14 protein-coding genes, 1 tRNA gene and 1 other RNA gene are annotated in these 18,599 nt (G+C 55.6%); 7 read left to right on the top strand and 9 right to left on the bottom strand.

Annotated features, from left to right (window positions below; all coding sequences use genetic code 11):
• Window positions 1–42 precede the first annotated feature (42 nt).
• Complete coding sequence (locus tag N24_RS01930; RefSeq protein ID WP_096453841.1) at window positions 43–1,077, bottom strand: aspartate-semialdehyde dehydrogenase; 1,035 nt, start codon at window positions 1,075–1,077, stop codon at window positions 43–45.
• Between the two features lie 23 nt (window positions 1,078–1,100).
• Window positions 1,101–2,366, bottom strand: a complete 1,266-nt coding sequence (locus tag N24_RS01925) for an aspartate kinase (RefSeq protein WP_096453839.1) — start codon at window positions 2,364–2,366, stop codon at window positions 1,101–1,103.
• Between the two features lie 259 nt (window positions 2,367–2,625).
• On the opposite strand from N24_RS01925, the gene N24_RS01920 reads away from it, so the two are divergent.
• The 5 genes from N24_RS01920 to N24_RS01900 all read left to right on the top strand — a co-directional run bounded on the left by N24_RS01920 (window position 2,626) and on the right by N24_RS01900 (window position 9,286).
• A complete protein-coding gene (locus tag N24_RS01920) occupies window positions 2,626–3,495 on the top strand; it encodes a DMT family transporter (RefSeq protein ID WP_096453837.1) in 870 nt (289 codons plus the stop codon).
• A gap of 258 nt (window positions 3,496–3,753) precedes the next feature.
• Entirely contained in the window at window positions 3,754–5,604 is a 1,851-nt protein-coding gene (gene leuA, locus N24_RS01915; protein WP_167381991.1) for a 2-isopropylmalate synthase, read from the top strand.
• A gap of 546 nt (window positions 5,605–6,150) precedes the next feature.
• Window positions 6,151–7,233, top strand: a complete 1,083-nt coding sequence (locus N24_RS01910; protein ID WP_231910823.1) for a DNA polymerase III subunit epsilon — start codon at window positions 6,151–6,153, stop codon at window positions 7,231–7,233.
• A 29-nt stretch (window positions 7,234–7,262) separates the two neighbouring features.
• A complete protein-coding gene (locus N24_RS01905) occupies window positions 7,263–8,534 on the top strand; it encodes a Mur ligase family protein (protein WP_096453833.1) in 1,272 nt (423 codons plus the stop codon).
• Window positions 8,534–9,286 carry a type 1 glutamine amidotransferase gene (locus tag N24_RS01900; protein WP_096453831.1) on the top strand — a complete coding sequence of 251 codons (753 nt, stop codon included), beginning with the start codon at window positions 8,534–8,536 and terminating at the stop codon, window positions 9,284–9,286. Before N24_RS01905 ends, N24_RS01900 begins: the two co-directional genes overlap by 1 nt.
• Before the next feature lie 928 nt (window positions 9,287–10,214).
• Here N24_RS01900 and N24_RS01895 read toward each other — a convergent pair.
• The 6 genes from N24_RS01895 to ffs all read right to left on the bottom strand — a co-directional run bounded on the left by N24_RS01895 (window position 10,215) and on the right by ffs (window position 15,859).
• Window positions 10,215–10,871, bottom strand: coding sequence for a recombination mediator RecR (locus N24_RS01895; protein ID WP_096453829.1), 657 nt, complete (start codon window positions 10,869–10,871; stop codon window positions 10,215–10,217).
• Window positions 10,872–10,973: 102 nt separating this feature from the next.
• Window positions 10,974–11,285 carry a YbaB/EbfC family nucleoid-associated protein gene (locus N24_RS01890; protein ID WP_096453827.1) on the bottom strand — a complete coding sequence of 104 codons (312 nt, stop codon included), beginning with the start codon at window positions 11,283–11,285 and terminating at the stop codon, window positions 10,974–10,976.
• A 125-nt stretch (window positions 11,286–11,410) separates the two neighbouring features.
• The gene (locus N24_RS01885) at window positions 11,411–13,738 is read right to left on the bottom strand and encodes a DNA polymerase III subunit gamma and tau (RefSeq protein WP_096453825.1); all 2,328 of its coding nucleotides are present in this window, start codon (window positions 13,736–13,738) and stop codon (window positions 11,411–11,413) included.
• A gap of 18 nt (window positions 13,739–13,756) precedes the next feature.
• Complete coding sequence (locus N24_RS01880) at window positions 13,757–14,389, bottom strand: suppressor of fused domain protein (protein ID WP_167381990.1); 633 nt, start codon at window positions 14,387–14,389, stop codon at window positions 13,757–13,759.
• A gap of 2 nt (window positions 14,390–14,391) precedes the next feature.
• Window positions 14,392–15,690: an aminotransferase class I/II-fold pyridoxal phosphate-dependent enzyme gene (locus N24_RS01875; RefSeq protein WP_231910822.1), complete on the bottom strand. Its 1,299-nt coding sequence runs from the start codon at window positions 15,688–15,690 to the stop codon at window positions 14,392–14,394.
• A gap of 72 nt (window positions 15,691–15,762) precedes the next feature.
• Window positions 15,763–15,859: signal recognition particle sRNA small type (ffs, locus tag N24_RS01870), an RNA gene on the bottom strand.
• A gap of 120 nt (window positions 15,860–15,979) precedes the next feature.
• On the opposite strand from ffs, the gene N24_RS01865 reads away from it, so the two are divergent.
• Together N24_RS01865 and N24_RS01860 are read left to right on the top strand one after the other, a co-directional pair.
• A tRNA-Ser gene (locus N24_RS01865) sits at window positions 15,980–16,064 on the top strand.
• A gap of 678 nt (window positions 16,065–16,742) precedes the next feature.
• A complete protein-coding gene (locus N24_RS01860) occupies window positions 16,743–17,723 on the top strand; it encodes an intradiol ring-cleavage dioxygenase (RefSeq protein ID WP_096453821.1) in 981 nt (326 codons plus the stop codon).
• Here N24_RS01860 and gluQRS read toward each other — a convergent pair.
• A complete protein-coding gene (gene gluQRS / locus N24_RS01855) occupies window positions 17,717–18,598 on the bottom strand; it encodes a tRNA glutamyl-Q(34) synthetase GluQRS (protein ID WP_096453819.1) in 882 nt (293 codons plus the stop codon). The genes N24_RS01860 and gluQRS overlap by 7 nt on opposite strands.
• Between the last annotated feature and the right edge of the window lies 1 nt (window position 18,599).

Here is an 18,599-nt window from a genome sequence, read left to right as displayed (position 1 = left end):
CTTGAAGTGTAGCACTCAAGCGGGGTTTTTAGCGGCAGGTTTTTACTTAACCAGCAGCTCAGCAATCTGAATGGTGTTTAGCGCAGCACCCTTGCGGAGGTTGTCGCCAGAGACGACGAGAACGAGGCCTCGGTTGTCGTCGACGGTGGAATCCTGGCGGATTCGACCGACGAGGGATTCATCGATGCCGGCTGCGGCAAGTGGGGTTGGGACGTCGACAAGCTTAACGCCTGAAGCGGCACCCAAGATTTCCTGCGCCTGCTCAACGGTGATTGGCTGCTCGAATTCGGCGTGAATGGTCAGCGTGTGGCCGGTGAAGACCGGCACGCGGACGCAGGTGCCTGAAACTTTAAGGTCTGGAAGGCCTAAGATCTTGCGGGATTCGTTGCGCAGCTTCTGCTCTTCGTCGGTTTCAAAGGTACCGTCGTCAACGAGGTTGCCAGCAAAGGGCAGGACGTTGTAGGCGATTGGTGAAACATAAGGTCCAAAATCGCCTGTGTCAGCTGCTTGTCCGTCATGAACGAATTCAACGTTGTGATCGCCAACTGCAGAGACCTGCTTTGCCAAGGTCTCCACGCCAGCTAGGCCGGAACCTGATACAGCCTGGTAAGAGGACACGTGCAGTTTTACTAGACCAGCGACGTCATGCAGTGGCTTGAGCACTGGCATCGCAGCCATGGTAGTGCAGTTCGGGTTGGCAATAATGCCCTTGGCCAGGGAATCCTTCTCAGAAGGGTTAACCTCAGAGACAATCAGAGGAACCTCATCGTCCTTGCGCCATGCTGAAGAGTTGTCCACGACTGTTGCTCCTGCAGCTGCAAACAGTGGAGCGTACTGCTTAGATGCAGTACCGCCTGCAGAAAACAGTGCAACATCAATGCCCTTGAGGGATTCTTCAGTTGCCTGGGTAACGTCTTCTACCTCGATTTCGGCGCCACGAAATTCAATCGTGCGGCCAGCAGAGCGTGGTGAAGCAAAGAAACGAACAGCATCTGCTGGGAAATCGCGCTCCTCTAACAGGTTGCGCATAACCTGGCCGACCTGGCCGGTTGCACCAACAACTGCGATGGTGGTCATGAAAAACTACTCCTTAAAAAACTTTAACGTCCGGTGCCTGCGTAAACGACGGCTTCTTCTTCGCCACCAAGCTGGAACTTCTCGTGCAGTGCACGTGCAGCAGCATCCAGATCGTCTTCGCGGATCAGCACGGAAATGCGGATCTCAGAGGTGGAAATCAATTCGATGTTCACGTTGACATCGCGCAGTGCTTCCATGAATTCTGCGGTGACACCTGGGTGGGACTTCATGCCAGCTCCCACGAGGGAGACTTTGCCTACCTGGTCGTCGTAAAGCACGTTGCTCCAGTTGCCCTGCACCTGAAGCTTCTTCAGAATCTCCATTGCATGGCGTCCATCGGAACGTGGGCAGGTAAAGGTGATGTCGGTGGTGCCGTCTTCAACAGAGGACACATTCTGCAAGACCATATCAATGTTGATCTCTGCATCAGCTAGCGCGCGGAACACCTTGGCTGCTTCGCCTGGCTTATCGGAAATACCCAAAACGGTAACTTTGGCTTCGGACTTGTCGGTTGCGACACCGGTAAGGACTGCTTCTTCCACAGGAATATCCTCCATCGAGCCGGCAATTAGGGTGCCGGGATCATTGCTATATGACGAGCGTACGCGCAGTGGCACATTAAATGCACGGGCGTATTCAACACTGCGCAGGACCAAGATCTTTGAGCCAACTGCAGCAAGTTCCAGCATTTCCTCAAAGCTGAGCTTTTCCAGCTTCTGTGCATTGGGGACAATGCGTGGGTCGGCGGTGTATACACCGTCCACATCTGAGTAAATCTCACACACATCGGCGTTTAGTGCGGCTGCCAAAGCAACTGCAGTGGTGTCTGATCCACCACGACCCAAAGTGGTGACATCGCGGGTTTCTTTATTTACACCCTGGAAACCAGCGACGATGCAGATTTTTCCTTCATCGAGTGCTTCGCGCACACGACCAGGCGTGACATCCACAATGCGAGCATTTCCGTGGCGCTCAGTGGTGAGCACTCCGGCCTGGGAGCCAGTAAAGGACTGAGCCTCTGCACCCAGGGATTCAATAGCCATGGCGACGAGCGCGTTGGAGATACGCTCACCAGCAGTTAGGAGCATATCCATTTCACGCGCTGGCGGAACGGGGTTCACTGCGGCCGCAAGATCTAGAAGTTCATCTGTGGTGTCTCCCATTGCGGAGCAGACAACCACAACATCATTTCCAGCCTTCTTGGTGGCAACGATCCGTTCAGCAACGTTCCTGATGCGTTCCGCACTCTCGAGCGAGGAACCGCCATATTTCTGTACGACCAGGGCCACCTTTGTGCACCTTTCGATCAACGTGCTGACAGTTACTCGAACAACTCTACCTTTATAAACTGCGTCGACCTAGCCGGAGGAGTGTTTTCTTTCGGTTTTTCATCCCTGAGACTTCACTTGGGAGTTTAACGAGCACGTCTCAGCCCATGGGATAGACCTTGCCCCATGGCCCGCATCTTGATACTCGAGAGTAGTTTTTGCACCAAAAGGTACCTGAGCAACTTCGCACGCACTGTACTAGTCCATTACCCTGTATCAAGTGCAAAGCAATCTGCTCGCCGTGCTTTTCGCCTTAGCATCGGCTTTAACAATCGCGTGGGGTACCGTCGTTCGGCACCGGATCGCACTCCGCACCCCAAAAGATGGCTCACTTCGAAGCTCACCTTTGCTCAATGCACTCATGACTCCAATGTGGTGGGCTGGCATGAGTACCGCGATGTTGGCTTATTTCTTACAGACTGTTGCTTTGGGTTTTGGCACACTGCTCGTGGTGCAGCCGGTGCTTGTTTTGTCCCTCATGTTCACTTTGCCGCTTTCGGCGCGTTTCAACGGATATCGCTTACGCAAAACTGAAATTTCTTGGGCAACACTTCTTACTATTGCCGTTGGAATCATGATTGTGTTGGGCAGACCTTTGCCTGGAAACCCTCACCCGCCACTTGATCGGTGGATTCCTGCCCTTCTCACTGGGGTTGCAGTCATGGGTGGCATGTGGCTTGTTGCGCAATACATCTTAAAAAAAGACAGAGCACTGATTTTAGGGCTGATTACCGGTGCACTGTTTGGCTATGTCGCGGTGATGTCTAAGGCAGCCGTAGATATTTTTGTGCACCAGGGCATTTCCGGATTAATTTTCAACTGGGAAGGTTACGGCCTTATTCTCACTGCATTGCTGGGCACCATCGTGCAGCAATACTCTTTCAATGCCGGCGAACTCCAAAAATCTCTACCTGCGATGACAATTGCTGAACCAATCGTTGCCTTTAGTTTGGGCTATTTGGTTCTGGGGGAAAAATTCCAAGTAGTGGACTGGGAGTGGATCGCAATGGGCATTGCTTTATTAGTAATGATTATTTCCACCATTGCACTGTCGCGCACCAGAACAATGCCGGCGACAGCTAAAAAATAACAGCAACTAAACGCTACCCCCGGCTGCTGTATGCAGGTGAAACGGGGCGTCGAAAAGCATTTTTTAATGCTTTTCTCCCCCTAATTGCTACCCACGCCACAATCTTGATGTATGCTTCACCACATGACTTCGCGTGCGAATCTACTTCTTCTTCGCCGCGGCGGGTCCCAGAGGTCTTAACACGGCCGGCATCCCGTCGCGGAGTTTAGTGTTGCCGGTCGTGGACCCACACAAAACTTTTTAAGAAGGTTGAACACCATGTCCCCTAATGACGCATTCATCTCCGCACCTGCCAAGATCGAAACCCCAGTTGGGCCTCGCAATGAAGGCCAGCCAGCATGGAATAAACAGCGTGGCTCCTCCATGCCAGTTAAGCGCTACATGCCTTTTGAGGTTGAGGTAGAAGACATCTCCCTGCCTGACCGCACCTGGCCAGATAAGAAAATCACCGTCGCACCTCAGTGGTGCGCCGTGGACCTGCGCGATGGCAACCAGGCCCTGATTGATCCGATGTCACCTGAACGCAAGCGCCGCATGTTTGAGCTGCTGGTTCAGATGGGCTTTAAGGAAATTGAGGTCGGTTTCCCGTCCGCTTCGCAGACTGACTTTGATTTCGTGCGTGAGATCATTGAAAAGGATATGATTCCTGACGATGTCACCATTCAGGTCCTGGTTCAGGCTCGTGAGCACCTGATTCGCCGTACCTTTGAGGCATGTGAAGGCGCCAAGAACGTTATTGTGCACTTCTACAACTCCACGTCCATCCTGCAGCGCAACGTTGTGTTCCGCATGGACAAGGATCAGGTAAAGAAGCTGGCCACCGATGCCGCTGAACTGATCAAGACCATCGCGCAGGACTACCCAGACACCAACTGGCGTTGGCAGTACTCCCCTGAGTCCTACACCGGCACCGAGGTTGCATACGCCAAGGAAGTTGTCGACGCCGTGGTAGACGTCATGGATCCAACTCCTGAAAACCCCATCATCATCAACCTGCCTTCCACCGTTGAGATGATCACCCCCAACGTTTATGCAGACTCCATCGAATGGATGCACCGCAACCTGAACCGTCGCGATTCCATCATCCTGTCCCTGCACCCACACAACGACCGCGGCACCGGCGTTGCTGCAGCTGAACTGGGCTACATGGCAGGCGCAGACCGCATCGAAGGCTGCCTGTTCGGCAACGGTGAACGCACCGGTAACGTCTGCCTGGTCACCCTGGCGCTGAACATGCTGACCCAGGGCGTTGATCCTCAGCTGGACTTCACCGACATCCGCCAAATCCGCAGCACCGTGGAATACTGCAACCAGCTGCGCGTTCCTGAGCGCCACCCATACGGCGGCGACCTGGTCTTCACCGCGTTCTCCGGCTCTCACCAAGACGCAGTAAACAAGGGTCTGGACGCCATGGCCGCCAAGGTCCAGCCAGGAGCAAACTCCACCGACGTTTCTTGGGAACAGCTGCGCGACACCGAATGGGAGGTTCCATACCTGCCCATCGATCCAAAGGATGTCGGTCGCGACTACGAAGCCGTGATCCGCGTAAACTCCCAGTCCGGCAAGGGTGGCGTTGCCTACATCATGAAGACCGACCACGGTCTGCAGATCCCTCGCTCCATGCAGGTTGAGTTCTCCGCAGTTGTACAAAACGTCACCGACGCTGAAGGCGGCGAAGTCAACTCCAAGGCAATGTGGGATATCTTCGCCACCGAATACCTGGATCGCACCGCCCCAGTCGAGCAGATTGCGCTGCGTGTGGAAAACGCTCAAACCGAAAACGAAGATGCCTCCATCACCGCTGAGCTGATCCACAACGGCCAAGACATCACCGTCGACGGCCACGGAAATGGCCCTCTGGCTGCCTACGCTAACGCGCTGGAGAAGCTGAACATCGACGTGGAAATCCAGGAATACAGCCAGCACGCCCGCACCTCCGGCGACGATGCAGAAGCAGCAGCTTATGTCCTGGCTGAGGTCAATGGCCGCAAGGTTTGGGGTGTCGGCATCGCAGGGTCGATCACCTACGCTTCCCTGAAAGCCGTAACCTCCGCCGTTAACCGCGCACTGGATGTCAACCACGAAACTGTCCTGGCTGGCGGCGTCTAAAAAGATTTTGCTTTTCGACGCCTCCCCCTAAGGCAACCACACCGGCGGCAAGAATTTTTCAAGTTGTTGAAAACTCTTGCCGCCGGCTTCGTGCAGGAAACGCATTTAAAGCCCGTTTCAGGCCTCGAGTTTTTCAGATGAGTGTTTGTATGCACGAGGCCCTCAAGACCCGTTAGAAGTGCTGCTGGGGAGGTGTGACCTTTGCAGGTCAGGGGCAATTTTTGAACCCGACCAAACCAGGAGACCCAAAATCCTCAAAAATCCGAAAGTTGGGTCTCCACGTTTGGTATTCAGCGCGATACACCAAACCAGGAGACCCAAAAACTTCAAAAACGTGATTTCTGGGTCTCCTGGTTTGGTCTCGGCGTCTTCCACTCATGAAATTACGCAAACAGGGCACGCAGCCATCAGTTTTCTAAACCTTTCTTCACCAGGTGACCGAAAATGCTCGGGGCCTCCTATGGATTTGGTCATCTACAACCATCAACTACCATTTGCATGCCTAGAAATGCTGTGAAAACTCACCAAACAACTAGAGTGATAAAAATGAGCACTACTCAGGAGTCGCAAGATCACGCCGCAAAAATCGAAGCTGAACGCCAACAAGCTATCGAGGCGGCTCCTTATGTTTCCGTAACCATCCAATCAAGTGGCATTCATCCGTCCACTTCACGCATGATCACCATTGATCTGGTGACATTGTCTCCTCGTTTGGAGCCGGTGGAAACATTCCATGCGGTATTGGATTCCAAAACTGATCCCGGTCCTTTCCATCTTCATGGTGTGACCGAGGAAGAGTTCGCTGGCGCCAAAAGGTTTGGGCAGATCTTGAAAAGCTTGGATCGCCTCATCGATGGGCGCACCCTCCTTATTCATAATGCTGCACGGAGCTGGGGTTTTATTGTCTCCGAAGCCAAGCGCGCTATGAATGATGCTGCGCGGGCCAATCGTAATAACAATCGTGGGAATCGCCGTGGGGGTCGCGGACGCCGCAGGCAGCGCGTGGGGCACATCCCGAAGCCGCTGGTGATCGTCGATACGCTTGCATCGGCGCGTCGACAAGCAATTGTTTTAGACGACGTCCGAACCCGGGGCGTGGCAGCCACCTTGGGCATTGAGGCGCCTGCAGCACAAGCCTCGGTGGCCCGCGCGCAGGTACCGCACCGTGAACTGTGCCGTGAAGAAACGTTGCTGGTGGCACGGCTTTATGGAGCCCTGAAGGAGACGGGGCCGCTGGCGGAAATCGATCCGCAATCCTTGCGTGCCGACAAGTTCGGTTTACAGCGCTCGATCATCCGGGTGCAGGCGCAGGAAGCTACGCCAACGCTGGTCAACCCTGGTCCGTATGAGCCGGGCAAAACGCTGATCGCTGGGATGGAAGTGGTGGTCGCGCCGGAAATTGAGATGGATCCGGACATCATTATCCAAGCGTGCGTCGATGCGGATTTGTCCTATTCTGAGAAGCTGACTCGGCAAACCTCAGTGGTGGTGTGCAATCAAACCCGCGACATCGACGGCAAAGCCATGCACGCCCAACGCAAAGGAATTCCGCTGCTTTCAGATGTTGCCTTCTTAGCAGCTGTTAAAAGGGTAAAAGAAGGAAAGAAAGTGGACGTCGAAAAGCGTTAGAGGCGACTGTTTCACTAGACTCATTCTTCATGAAGCTTTCACTGCCTGCACCCCTACGCCGTTTACGCAGCGCTGCCGCCATCGTCTCAGCAAAAGTTGCGACATCCGCATCCAAAGCCACAGGTCGTGGCTCCGGCGGAATGATCGGCGGCCTAGTGGCCAGCAAGGTAGATCCGGACATCATGTCCAACCTCATCAACAACCGCCCAACAGTGCTCGTTACCGGCACCAACGGCAAATCCACCACCACCCGCATGTTGGCCGCCGCGATGCGCAGCACTTACACCGTTGCCACCAATGAAGGCGGCGACAACATGGACGCCGGCATCATCTCAGCTCTTCTTGCCGGCCGAAACGCCTCGCACGTGGTCCTCGAGGTCGATGAGCTGCACGTTCCCGCCGCCATTGAGCGCCTCAAACCCGACGCGCTTGTCCTGCTCAACCTGTCGCGCGACCAGCTTGACCGCGTGGGCGAAATCAACAAAATCGAACGCGTCCTACGCGATGCCGTGCGCTCGCGGCCTGAGATGACCGTCATCGCCAACTGCGACGATGTCCTTGTCACCTCCGTGGCTTTCGACGCCGAAAACGTCATCTGGGTCGGCGCCGGCACCGGCTGGCAAGGTGAATCCGTCACCTGCCCACGCACCGAATCCCGCATCCTCCACGACGGACGCCACTGGAGCGCCCAAAAGACGCTTCTCGACGGCCGGACCTTCGCCCGCCCCACCCCCTCCTGGGAAGTCGACGGAGATACCATCCACTCCCCATCCGGCGACCTCGCTTTAGACCTCAACCTCCCAGGTCAAGCCAACCGCGGCAACGCAGCCCAAGCCATCGCCGCAGCCACCGTATTCAACGTGCCCGTCTCCTCCGCGCTACCGGCCGTCAACTCCGTCAACAACGTTGCTGGCCGCTACTCCACCATCAACATCGGAGACCACAAAGTACACCTCCTTCTCGCCAAAAACCCCGCAGGCTGGCAAGAAGCACTGTCCATGGTTGACCGCACCGCCGACGGCCTCGTGATCGCAGTCAATGGTCAAGTCGCCGACGGTGAAGACCTCTCCTGGCTCTGGGACGTTCGTTTCGAAGACTTCGAACACCTCTCTGTCAAAGCCTCCGGTGAACGCGGCACCGACCTAGCCGTCCGACTCACCTACGCAGAAATCGACCACGAACTCATCTCCAACCCCGTCGACGCCATCGCCGCCTGCCCTTCCGGCCGCATCGAAGTCCTAGCCAACTACACCGCATTCCGCGACCTGAAAAAAGCCCTGGAGAAAGGGACCGAAAACTAATGACCACCCTAAATATCGGCCTCGTCCTCCCCGACGTTCTTGGCACATACGGCGACGACGGCAACGCCCTAGTCCTTCGCCAACGCGCCCGCATGCGCGGCATCTCCGCTGAAATTGAACGCATCACCCTCGACGACGCTGTCCCCTCCAACCTCGACATCTACTGCCTCGGCGGCGGCGAAGACACCGCACAAATCCTTGCCACCGAGCATCTCACCAAACACAACGGACTCCAAACCGCCGCCGCAGCCGGTCGCCCCATCTTCGCAGTCTGCGCAGGTCTCCAGGTACTCGGCGATTCCTTCCGCGCCGCCGGCCGAATCGTCGACGGTCTCGGGCTTCTCGACGCCACCACCGTCTCCTTACAAAAACGCGCCATCGGTGAAGTCGAAACCACACCCACCCGCGCCGGTTTCACCTCCGAACTCACCGAACGACTCACCGGCTTCGAAAACCACATGGGCGCCACCCTCCTTGGCCCCGACGCCGAACCCCTCGGCCGAGTAGTCCGCGGCGAAGGCAACACCGACATCTGGGCAGCTTCCGAAAACTCCGACGACGAACGCCAACAATTCGCCGAAGGCGCAGTCCAAGGAAGCCTCATTGCCACCTACATGCACGGACCTGCCCTTGCCCGAAACCCACAACTCGCCGACCTTCTCCTCGCCAAAGCTATGGGCATGGCATTAAAGGAATTGGCACCTTTGGACATCGACGTCATCGACCGCCTCCGCGCCGAACGACTGGCCTAACCCCTTCTAGACCGGGTCTTTTCATTTTGAGAAGGCCCGGTTTTTCACCTGCGCACCAAACGAGGCGACCTTCCCCACCGAATGGACCGTTTCGAGGTGAAGCTGGACTACTTGTGGTCGCCCCGCCGTGTGCGAAACAAGGCAAGTTAGCTCTTCAAACTGTCCGTTCAGAGCTCTAGTTCGCCCTGTTGTGTTCACCGCCCTTTGTGCGAAACAGGGCAAACTTCCCGACCGAAGAGACCATTCCAGCCTCAAACCCGCCCACTTACGTACACCGCGTACCAAACAAGGCAGACTTCCCCGCCGAACTGACGATTCAGATCAGCAATCTGCCCTGTTGTGTTCACCTGCGTACCAAACAAGGCGAACTCCATTGCGGAACAGACCATTTCAGAGTGAAGATCGCCTACTTGTGTTCACCGTGTGCGAAACAAGGCAAGTTAACTCTTCAAACGGACGATTCAGAGCAGCAATCTGCCCTGTTGCGTTCACCGTGTGCAAAACAAGGCAAGCTTCTTTGCAGAACTGACCACTCCAGCCTCAAACCCGCCCACTTACGTACACCACGTACCAAACAAGGCAGACTTCCCCGCCGAACTGACGATTCAGATCAGCAATCTGCCCTGTTGTGTTCACCTGCGTACCAAACAAGGCGAACTCCATTGCGGAACAGACCATTTCAGAGTGAAGATCGCCCACTTACGTTCACCCGTGTGCGAAACAAGGCAAGTTAACTCTTCAAACGGACGATTCAGAGCAGCAATCTGCCCTGTTGCGTTCACCGCGTGCAAAACAAGGCAAGCTTCTTTGCAGAACTGACCACTCCAGCCTCAAACCCGCCCACTTACGTACACCACGTACCAAACAAGGCAGACCTCCCGCACCGAACGGGCCGCTTCAACCAAAAGCCGGCCCGCAAAAGGAGGGGTTAGATCTGCAGGCGGCCGCTCAATGCTCGGGAGAGGGTGAGTTCGTCGACGAATTCGAGGTCGCCGCCCAAAGGCATTCCGGAGGCTAGTCGGGAAACTACCAAGTTCGGGAAATCTTTGAGGAGGCGGGCTAAGTAGGAGGCGGTAGCTTCGCCTTCGGTGTTGGGGTCGGTGGCGAGGATGACCTCGTGGACGTTGGGGGTGGCGTCGAAAAGCTTATTTTCGGGCGTCGAGTCTGCGAGCTCGCGGTCGGGCAGGACGCCGCCGATGCGCTGCAGGAGGGTGGAAATGTTGAGTTCGCGGGGGCCGATGTTGGCCAGCGGGTCAAGGGCGCCGCCGAGGACGTGGTAGCGGCCGGAGAATTCGCCGGTGCGCTCGATGACTTGGATATCTTTGGGTTCTTCGACGACGCAGATGGTTCCGCCGTCGCGGCCGGAGTCGGAGCAGATGCGGCAGACTTCTTCGCGGGAAATGTTGCAGCAAATGCGGCAGAATTGAACGCCATCGCGGACGCTTCCGAGTGCTTCCTGGAGGCGGGTGATGTCCATGGGATCTACATTGAGCAGGTGAAATGCGATGCGTTGCGCGCTTTTGGGGCCGACGCCTGGGAGACGAGAAAGTTCGTCGATGAGATCCTGGAGTGGGCCTTCAAACACGTCTTACACAACCTATCTGGACGAAAAAATGGACAAAGAACAGTATCGCATACATGACAAAAGCCGGGCTCATCAGAACCCGGCGCTGCATTTTAGGAGTATTTAGAACAGGCCACCCATGCCCTGGGATAGTGGGCCCATCTTCTCTTCTGCCACGTTAGCGACCTTAGTGTGAGCGTCTTTGAACGCGCCGAGGAGAAGGTCCTGGAGGGTTTCTACATCATCAGGGTCAACAACCTTTGGGTCGACGGTGACTGCAGAAACTTCACCATTGCCGGCCATGGTGACGGTAACTAGGCCGTTACCAGCGTTTCCGACGACGGTGGTTGCCAGGATTTCCTGCTGAGCTGCCTGAAGCTGTGCCTGCATCTGCTGTGCTTGCGCGAGGATCTGGGACATATCTGGCTGTGACATGAATGTGGCTCCTAAATAAAGTTTGTTGGTTTCTTGTGCCCGATCCTACCGACGTCGAAGCGAACCTGTCTTGTTACTTTTGGCAGGTTCGCTCTCGGCTTACAAACGGCGCTTACAAACGGCGCTTACAAAGGTTTCGCGCCGAGCTCTTGGGCGAGAAGTTCCATCGCGATGGTTTTTGCATCACGCCGATCCATCTGGCCTGGTTCTTCATCTGCTTCCCGAATCAGTTGTTCTTCTTCAGACAGTGGCTCAGGCTCTGGCTGCTGTACAACGGGCTGCGCAACAGGCTGCACAGGCGCGGACTCCACGACGGGCGCAGGTGCCGGTTCCGACTGCACAGACGACGGCTCAGGCGGCTGTTGGTATCCCTGGTTTTCTGGGATGCCTTCATCTGGCGCGTAGCCATAAGGATCTGGTGGCAGGTCAGGTTCCGGTGGCAAAGGTACGCCGCGCTCGAAGGGCTCTGAGCTTCCCTGTCGAGCTTGTCGTTGCTGAGCCGCATTCGCTGCTGCTTGCTGGGCGCGTTCCTTCCAGGAGGGCTTCTCCGTTGGGGTCGGTGGCACGACCGGAGCAGCCGGAGCAACTGGGGCAACCGGAGCAACAGGTTCAGGTGCCGGGCCCCCAATTTTTACTGGTTGGCCCCATCCTCTGGCAGATTCAGTCGGACTCTCAGGCTCCTCTGGCTCGACGGGCGCAGATTCAGGCTTTTGCTGTTGGGCAGGCGCGGGCGAAGCAGGTGCAGCCGGCGCAGTCGAGGCAGGCTTGGACGTGTGATTAGGATTCCAGGTGTTTTTCTGCACAGGTGGTTGCGCAGTGAATCCCGCATCGGTCGGGTTGGTGCCCACGATGCATTCGACTTTTAGTTGCTGGCCGGTTTCTTCGGCGAGCACTTTGACCAAAATGCCGTTGTGATCAGCGGCGTTGAGGCGCGCAGCCAACGCACCAGTGCTGTGTCCGAGAACAAGCGTATCGCCACGAAGCCCCAGCACACGTGCCTCAGTCAGCATGATTTCTGTACGCACACTTTGCTTACCCACAGCACTGCGCAGCTGCGACCAGCGGTTTCGAATTGTCTCTAGGACATCACCGCTTTCAGGCTGCTTTTCGACGCTTTCCTCCCGCACCTCCGCAACCGGCTCCGGGGTAGGTGCTGGTGTCGGTGCAGGTTCGGGTGCCGGTGTCGGCGGAGTTTCCACGACTGGTTCCGGCGCAGGTTCAGGAGCTGGTTCCGGCGCAGGTTCAGGAGCTGGTTTCTTTTGCCCGTATCCGCGAGCTTTCGCGCGTGCAGCTGCAGCGCCTGTGAGTCCACCGGCTGCAGCTGGAGCGGCTTCGGATTGCTGCGGTACAACGACAGTATTGCCGGCGAGCAGCAAACGAGCGCAGAGGATTTCTAAGAGTAGGCGTGGTGAGGTGGCGCCGCGCATATCGTCAAGGCCGGAGTTCACCATGGAGGCAAGGTTGGCTAGTTCATTGCCTTTGAACAGGGTGGATTGTTGAAGGAGGGCTTCGGCGCGGTCGGTGGGGGCGTCGACAAGACCTAAGTTGATGGCTTCCGGGACTGCTTGAAGAACCATGAGATCACGGAGACGATCAAGAAGGTCGATGGTGAATCGGCGAGGTTCCAGGCCTTCTTCAATGACGTTATCGATGGTCGTGAACATGCTGGCGTTGTCTTTGGCGGCGAGGGCGTGGATGGAATCGTCAATAAGCGTGAAGCTTGTGACACCGAGCAGCGGCAAGGCGCGCTCGTACGTTAAGCCCTCTGGGCCTGAGCCTGCAATCAGCTGGTCCAGGATGGACAGGCTGTCGCGGGGACTGCCGCCACCCGCGCGGATGACCAAGGGGTAGACGGAATCATCAACGTGAACGCCTTCGCCGTCGACTGCGTTTTTGAGCACTTTACGCATGTCACCCGGGGTGAGCAGACGGAAAGGATAATTGTGGGTGCGTGATCGGATGGTGCCGATCATTTTGTCCGGCTCAGTGGTGGCGAAGATGAAAATCAGGTGGGCTGGTGGCTCTTCAACAATTTTCAGCAACGCGTTGAAGCCCTGATTGGAAATCATGTGGGCTTCGTCGATGATAAATACGCGATAGCGAGATTCCGCTGGAGCATAGTTGGCGCGTTCACGCAGTTCACGCATGTCATCGACACCGTTGTTACTCGCGGCATCAAGCTCTGTGACATCGAGGGTTCCAGGCCCCCCAGGAGCTAACGCCACACAAGAATTACACACCCCACACGGCGTGGAGGTAGGCCCTTCCACGCAGTTCAGTGAACGAGCAAGAATACGTGCCGACGATGTCTTGCCACAACCACGCGGCCCTGAAAATAGGTAGGCGTGATTGATGCGTCCGCTATCCAGAGCCGCGGACAAAGGATCAGTAACTTGCGACTGCCCTACTAGCTCACCAAAACTTGCCGGTCGATACTTGCTATACAAAGCCACGGAATTGAGCCTACCGTTTTAACGTTTCAGATCCAGAAGATCAACATTTTGCTCCGCCATATGCTGGAACAACACATCACTGCCGTTGCTCATTGCATAGGCGAACTCTTCCTCAGTCAGCAAAATAAGCTGCAGGGGCAACGTCAATCTGGCAAGGTCTCCAGCTTCATCGGGAGCTTCCACATTGACCTGCCCTGCTTCTTCGCGGACATAGGGAATCTCAGGTCCCCAAATGCGGGGATCCGCCAAAATTCCGTGAACTACTGAATAGCCCTGCTGGGGAAGATTCGCCATGATGCCCACACCAGGAAGGATCTGCCCTGGTTGGGCATGCATGGGAGTGACACTGGAATCGGGGGCGGATTTGAAGGAGAGGGAGGCGTCGAGAAGCATTGTTGCAGCAGCGCCGACGGCGCGCCCCGGCACTGACACCTCTGCCCTAGCCAGGCACAAAATCTCGCTGCGCACATCGACCGTTTCCGCGCCTCCCTCTGTGACCAGCCCAGTGTTGACGCGCCCGAAATCGACAGAACACGCAATTGATTCATCCTCAAGCGTGTAACCTGCCACTTTAAACGCGCCAACCTGGTGGAATTCCGGTGTCCCGGGAAGCAGACGGTTAATCCAATGTGCTGTCTCCGCTGTATTCACTTTTAGTTAGCGTAATGCTCCGCTGCCGCCAACAATACACAGGTAGCCACGCCGTCCATCGCCACCTCGAGTTCTTCAACTGGAGGCAGTGACGGTGCCAAACGTAGATTCTTGTTCTCTGGATCCTGGCGTAGTGGGAAAGACGAACCCGCACCGGTCAGCGCGATGCCGGCTTCCTTAGCCAACTCCGCCACGCGAGACGCCGTACCAGGAACCACATCCAAGGAAATGAAGTAACCGCCAGCAGGAACAGTCCACTGCGCCACACCAAACTCAGAAAGACGGGTATCGAGGATCTCCAACACCTTATTGAACTTCGGAGCCAACGACGCAGCATGCTTACGCATCACCGCACGCACACCTTCTGCATCACCGAAGTAACGTGCATGCGCCAACTGATTAACCTTGTTTGGGCCAATTCCACGGATACCCGCATGGCCGGTGTACCACTTGCGGTTCTCCGCCGAGGTAAGGAAGAACGACACACCCGCACCAGCAAAAGTGATCTTAGAAGTAGAGGTAAACGCCCAGAAACGGTTCGGGTTACCAGCGGCCTCACCAAGCCCGACGATATCGATAACCTCAGGGAATTCCTCGGTCAGCGTATGAACGGCGTAGGCATTGTCCCACACAACGCGGAAGTCCGGAGCTGCGGTTTCCATTGCGCTTAGACGCTTTGCGACGTCTTCTGTCACCGTGAAACCAGTCGGGTTAGAAAACACCGGCACAACCCACATGCCCTTAACCTGCGGATCCTTCACCAATTCCTCAACAGCATCCATATCAGGGCCGTCTTCGTTCATAGGCACAGAAATCATCTCAAAGCCGAAACGCTCCGTGATGGAGAAGTGACGATCATAGCCAGGAACAGGGCAAATCCACTTAACGGTTTCTTCCTTCAACCAAGGCTGAACCGAATCATTGTTACCGAAAATGTACGACCAACTGATCACATCAAACATGATGTTCAAACTCGACGCATCACCAGCCAACACCTGATCCACAGGAACACCCAGCAAATCCGCCCAAATCTGGCGAATATCAACGATGCCATCCAGACCGCCATAGTTGCGGACATCCGTACCATCCGCAGCCTTGAAATCATCCTTACCAGGCAACGCCAACAACTCATCAGCGAAATCCAACTGCTCCGACGAAGGCTTACCGCGAGTAAGATCCAGCTTCAGATTTTTTGACTTGAGCTCATCAAACTTGCGCTTGATGTCCTCGTGGAACAAACCAATTCGCTCTGCATCAAAATCCTGCAGCGAAACTGAACTCATAACTGCGTACCTCCGCATGTGGTGGCAAAATAGACGGACCAAAAAAGGGCACAAAAAAAGAGCAGTGACCTCAAGCCACTACTCTAGACGTTTTAGGGGATCCCGCGCACCCGTCAGAGCTCGCTGACCCTTGCTGCATTCCTGCCCTGGGGGAGTTCACAAGATAAACGCCGCACGGGATCCTGCGCATAACTCTAGCGGAACACCCACAGAAAACGCCAACTGCGAGCGGATTTGAATTTCTAAACGACTTTTGTGTAATCTAATTCCCAGAACAAAGCAGCCATGCGTTGCAGCCGTTCTAGCTGGAGGATTCGACTAGCGGCCTATGTCGCTCGCCTGGAACGCGGGTTGGGAGCAATCCCTCAGGGGTTCAAATCCCCTATCCTCCGCAAACTAAACCAGCTTCTCACTTCGGTGGGAAGCTGGTTTTTTCACGTCTTGGGTTGAGGGCTTAGGACTGTGCGTTCTTGAACGTCTTCCACTGTGACAGATGTGGCTAATGTGAAACCGGCAGGCTTGCTCGGGGTTTCACGCTCCGGTTTTACCCACACCTTGGGCCCGACCGTGCGGTGGACTTTTAAAAATCAGACACACATGACAAGATTTTCGATTTTCCAGAATCTTTGGCACGCCTGTCCGGTTTAAGATCACGCAAACCAAACATACGTGTCAAAAAATTTGGATTTTTGAAGATTCTTGTCACGTATGTTTGGCCTCTCTGGCGCCGCGCAAAATCTCACCACGAACCGTCGGAAAAGTGCCCTTCCAGAATCGCCTGTAAGAGCTCTTTAGACCGACAGTGACATAAACACCCATCCCAAATTTCCGACCCCTTAAATAGCCCACAAACGGCACCAGCCGACAACAGCACAATCCCAAAAGCCCCCTACCTAAATGACAGCTCACGCACCTTTCTCACAGAGGCTCCCAAAATCCCATTCAGCCAAGAGGTCAATTGGCGAAAATCTAGAGAAATCAATACAGCAAGCATTCAGGGACCATTCAGACAACAGGCTTAGCATGTTCCTATCAGCGTAAACATCCGAACTTGAAAGGCTAGAAAAGTCATGGCTGAGCAGTTGCGTCAATTTGAAGGCAGGGTACTTCCCAACCAGTCCGAGGATCTGGAAGATCAGGGATTGGGATTTGATCTAGGGACCGTTTTCTCCCGGAGGAAGGTTTTGGGATTCATCGGTGTCGGTGGTGCTGGTGTGGCACTTGCTGCTTGTGCGCCTTCTGGTTCCTCATCCGCATCCAGCACGTCGAGTGCAACCTCAGCAACTTCGGCTGCAGCAGAGACCTTGACTGAGATGAACTCCGAGACTGCTGGCCCATACCCTGGCGATGGTTCCAATGGTCCGGATGTGTTGGAAATTTCGGGGGTGGAACGCCAGGACATCACCAAGTCGATCGATTCTGACACCGTGGCCGAGGGTGTGCCATTGACGTTGACCATGACCCTTTTGGACATGAGCAACAACAATCAGCCAATGGAGGGTGCTGCGGTATACGTGTGGCACTGTGACGCGCCGGGTCGATATTCAATGTACGACTCTGAGCTGGAAGATGAGACCTATTTACGTGGTGTGCAGATTGCCGATAAGTATGGTCAGGTCACTTTCGATACCATTTTCCCTGGTTGTTATGCGGGCCGGTGGGTACATATTCATTTCGAGGTGTTCCCTGATCGAGACAGCATCACGGATTCCACAAACAACATTTTGACGTCGCAGATTGCTTTGGATGAAGCATCAGCAGCATCGGTGTATGCACTTGATGTGTATGGAAATTCCTTGACCAACTTGAATGACATTTCTCTGGATACTGACAATGTCTTTTCTGATGGCTGGGATCAGCAGATGGCTAACCTCACCGGCGATGCAACCAGCGGTTTTATCGCCTCGATTGATGTGCCGATTGATCCAACGACGGAGCAGAATCAGTCCATGAACATGCCAAGTGGAGGCCAAGGAGGTCCCGGTGGTCAGGGAGGTCCCGGCGGCATGACTCCTCCAGATGGCATGGCTCCACCTCAGAATGCTCAGTAAATAAATGGCTCCCGGCTTAGGGTTGTGGGATCGAAAATTTCCAACAATTGGGGTGCAGAATTTACCCCCTCGTAGCCGAGCGATGATGCGAGGCGAGAGAAAATGGTGTGGAGGGGGGCGTCGATAAGCATTTCTTTAAGCGTGACCGCCCCGTCGCGTTTAGCGAGGCGCTGGCCGTGGGCGTTGAGCACGAGCGGCACGTGGATGTATTCGGGGGCAGCCACACCCAGCAGCGAGCCGAGGTAGGCTTGGCGCGCGGCGGAATCAAGCAGGTCATCGCCACGAACTACCTGGTCAACTCCTTGAAAGGCATCATCGACCACGACTGCTAAGTTGTACGCCCAGCCGGGTTCTTGGCCACCGCGAAGCAAAATAAAATCATCCACAGGCCCGGTTTGTGGCCCGCGAAGTCGGTCATAAAAATCAAAAGACGACACCTGCGCGCGCAGGCGGATGGCAGGGTGGCGGTTTTGAGCAGCCAAGCTTGCCCGCTTTTCGACGCGCTCCTCCTCCCCAAAATCCCTACACGTTCCCGGATACACCCCCGGAGCTACATGCGGAGCCCGCGAGGCTTCTTGGATGTCCCGGCGCGAGCAATAACACTCGTAGGTGTCGAGTTTTTCTAATGCTGCGCGGTAGGCGTCGTAGCGTGTGGATTGGTAGAGCACCTCGCCGTCCCACTCAAGTCCCAGCGCTGACAGGTCCGCGAGTTGACTTTCGGCGGATTCGCGTGATGAGCGTTGTTCATCGATGTCTTCAACCCGCATGAGGAATTTTTTGCCTTCGGACCTGGCAAACAACCAGGCCAGCAGTGCTGTGCGGAGGTTGCCGAAGTGAAGGTCGCCGCTTGGTGATGGTGCGTATCGTCCTGCCATG

It is taken from the genome of Corynebacterium suranareeae (genome assembly GCF_002355155.1).
GTDB lineage: Bacteria > Actinomycetota > Actinomycetes > Mycobacteriales > Mycobacteriaceae > Corynebacterium > Corynebacterium suranareeae.
This window is presented reverse-complemented; position numbering and strand designations above follow the sequence as displayed.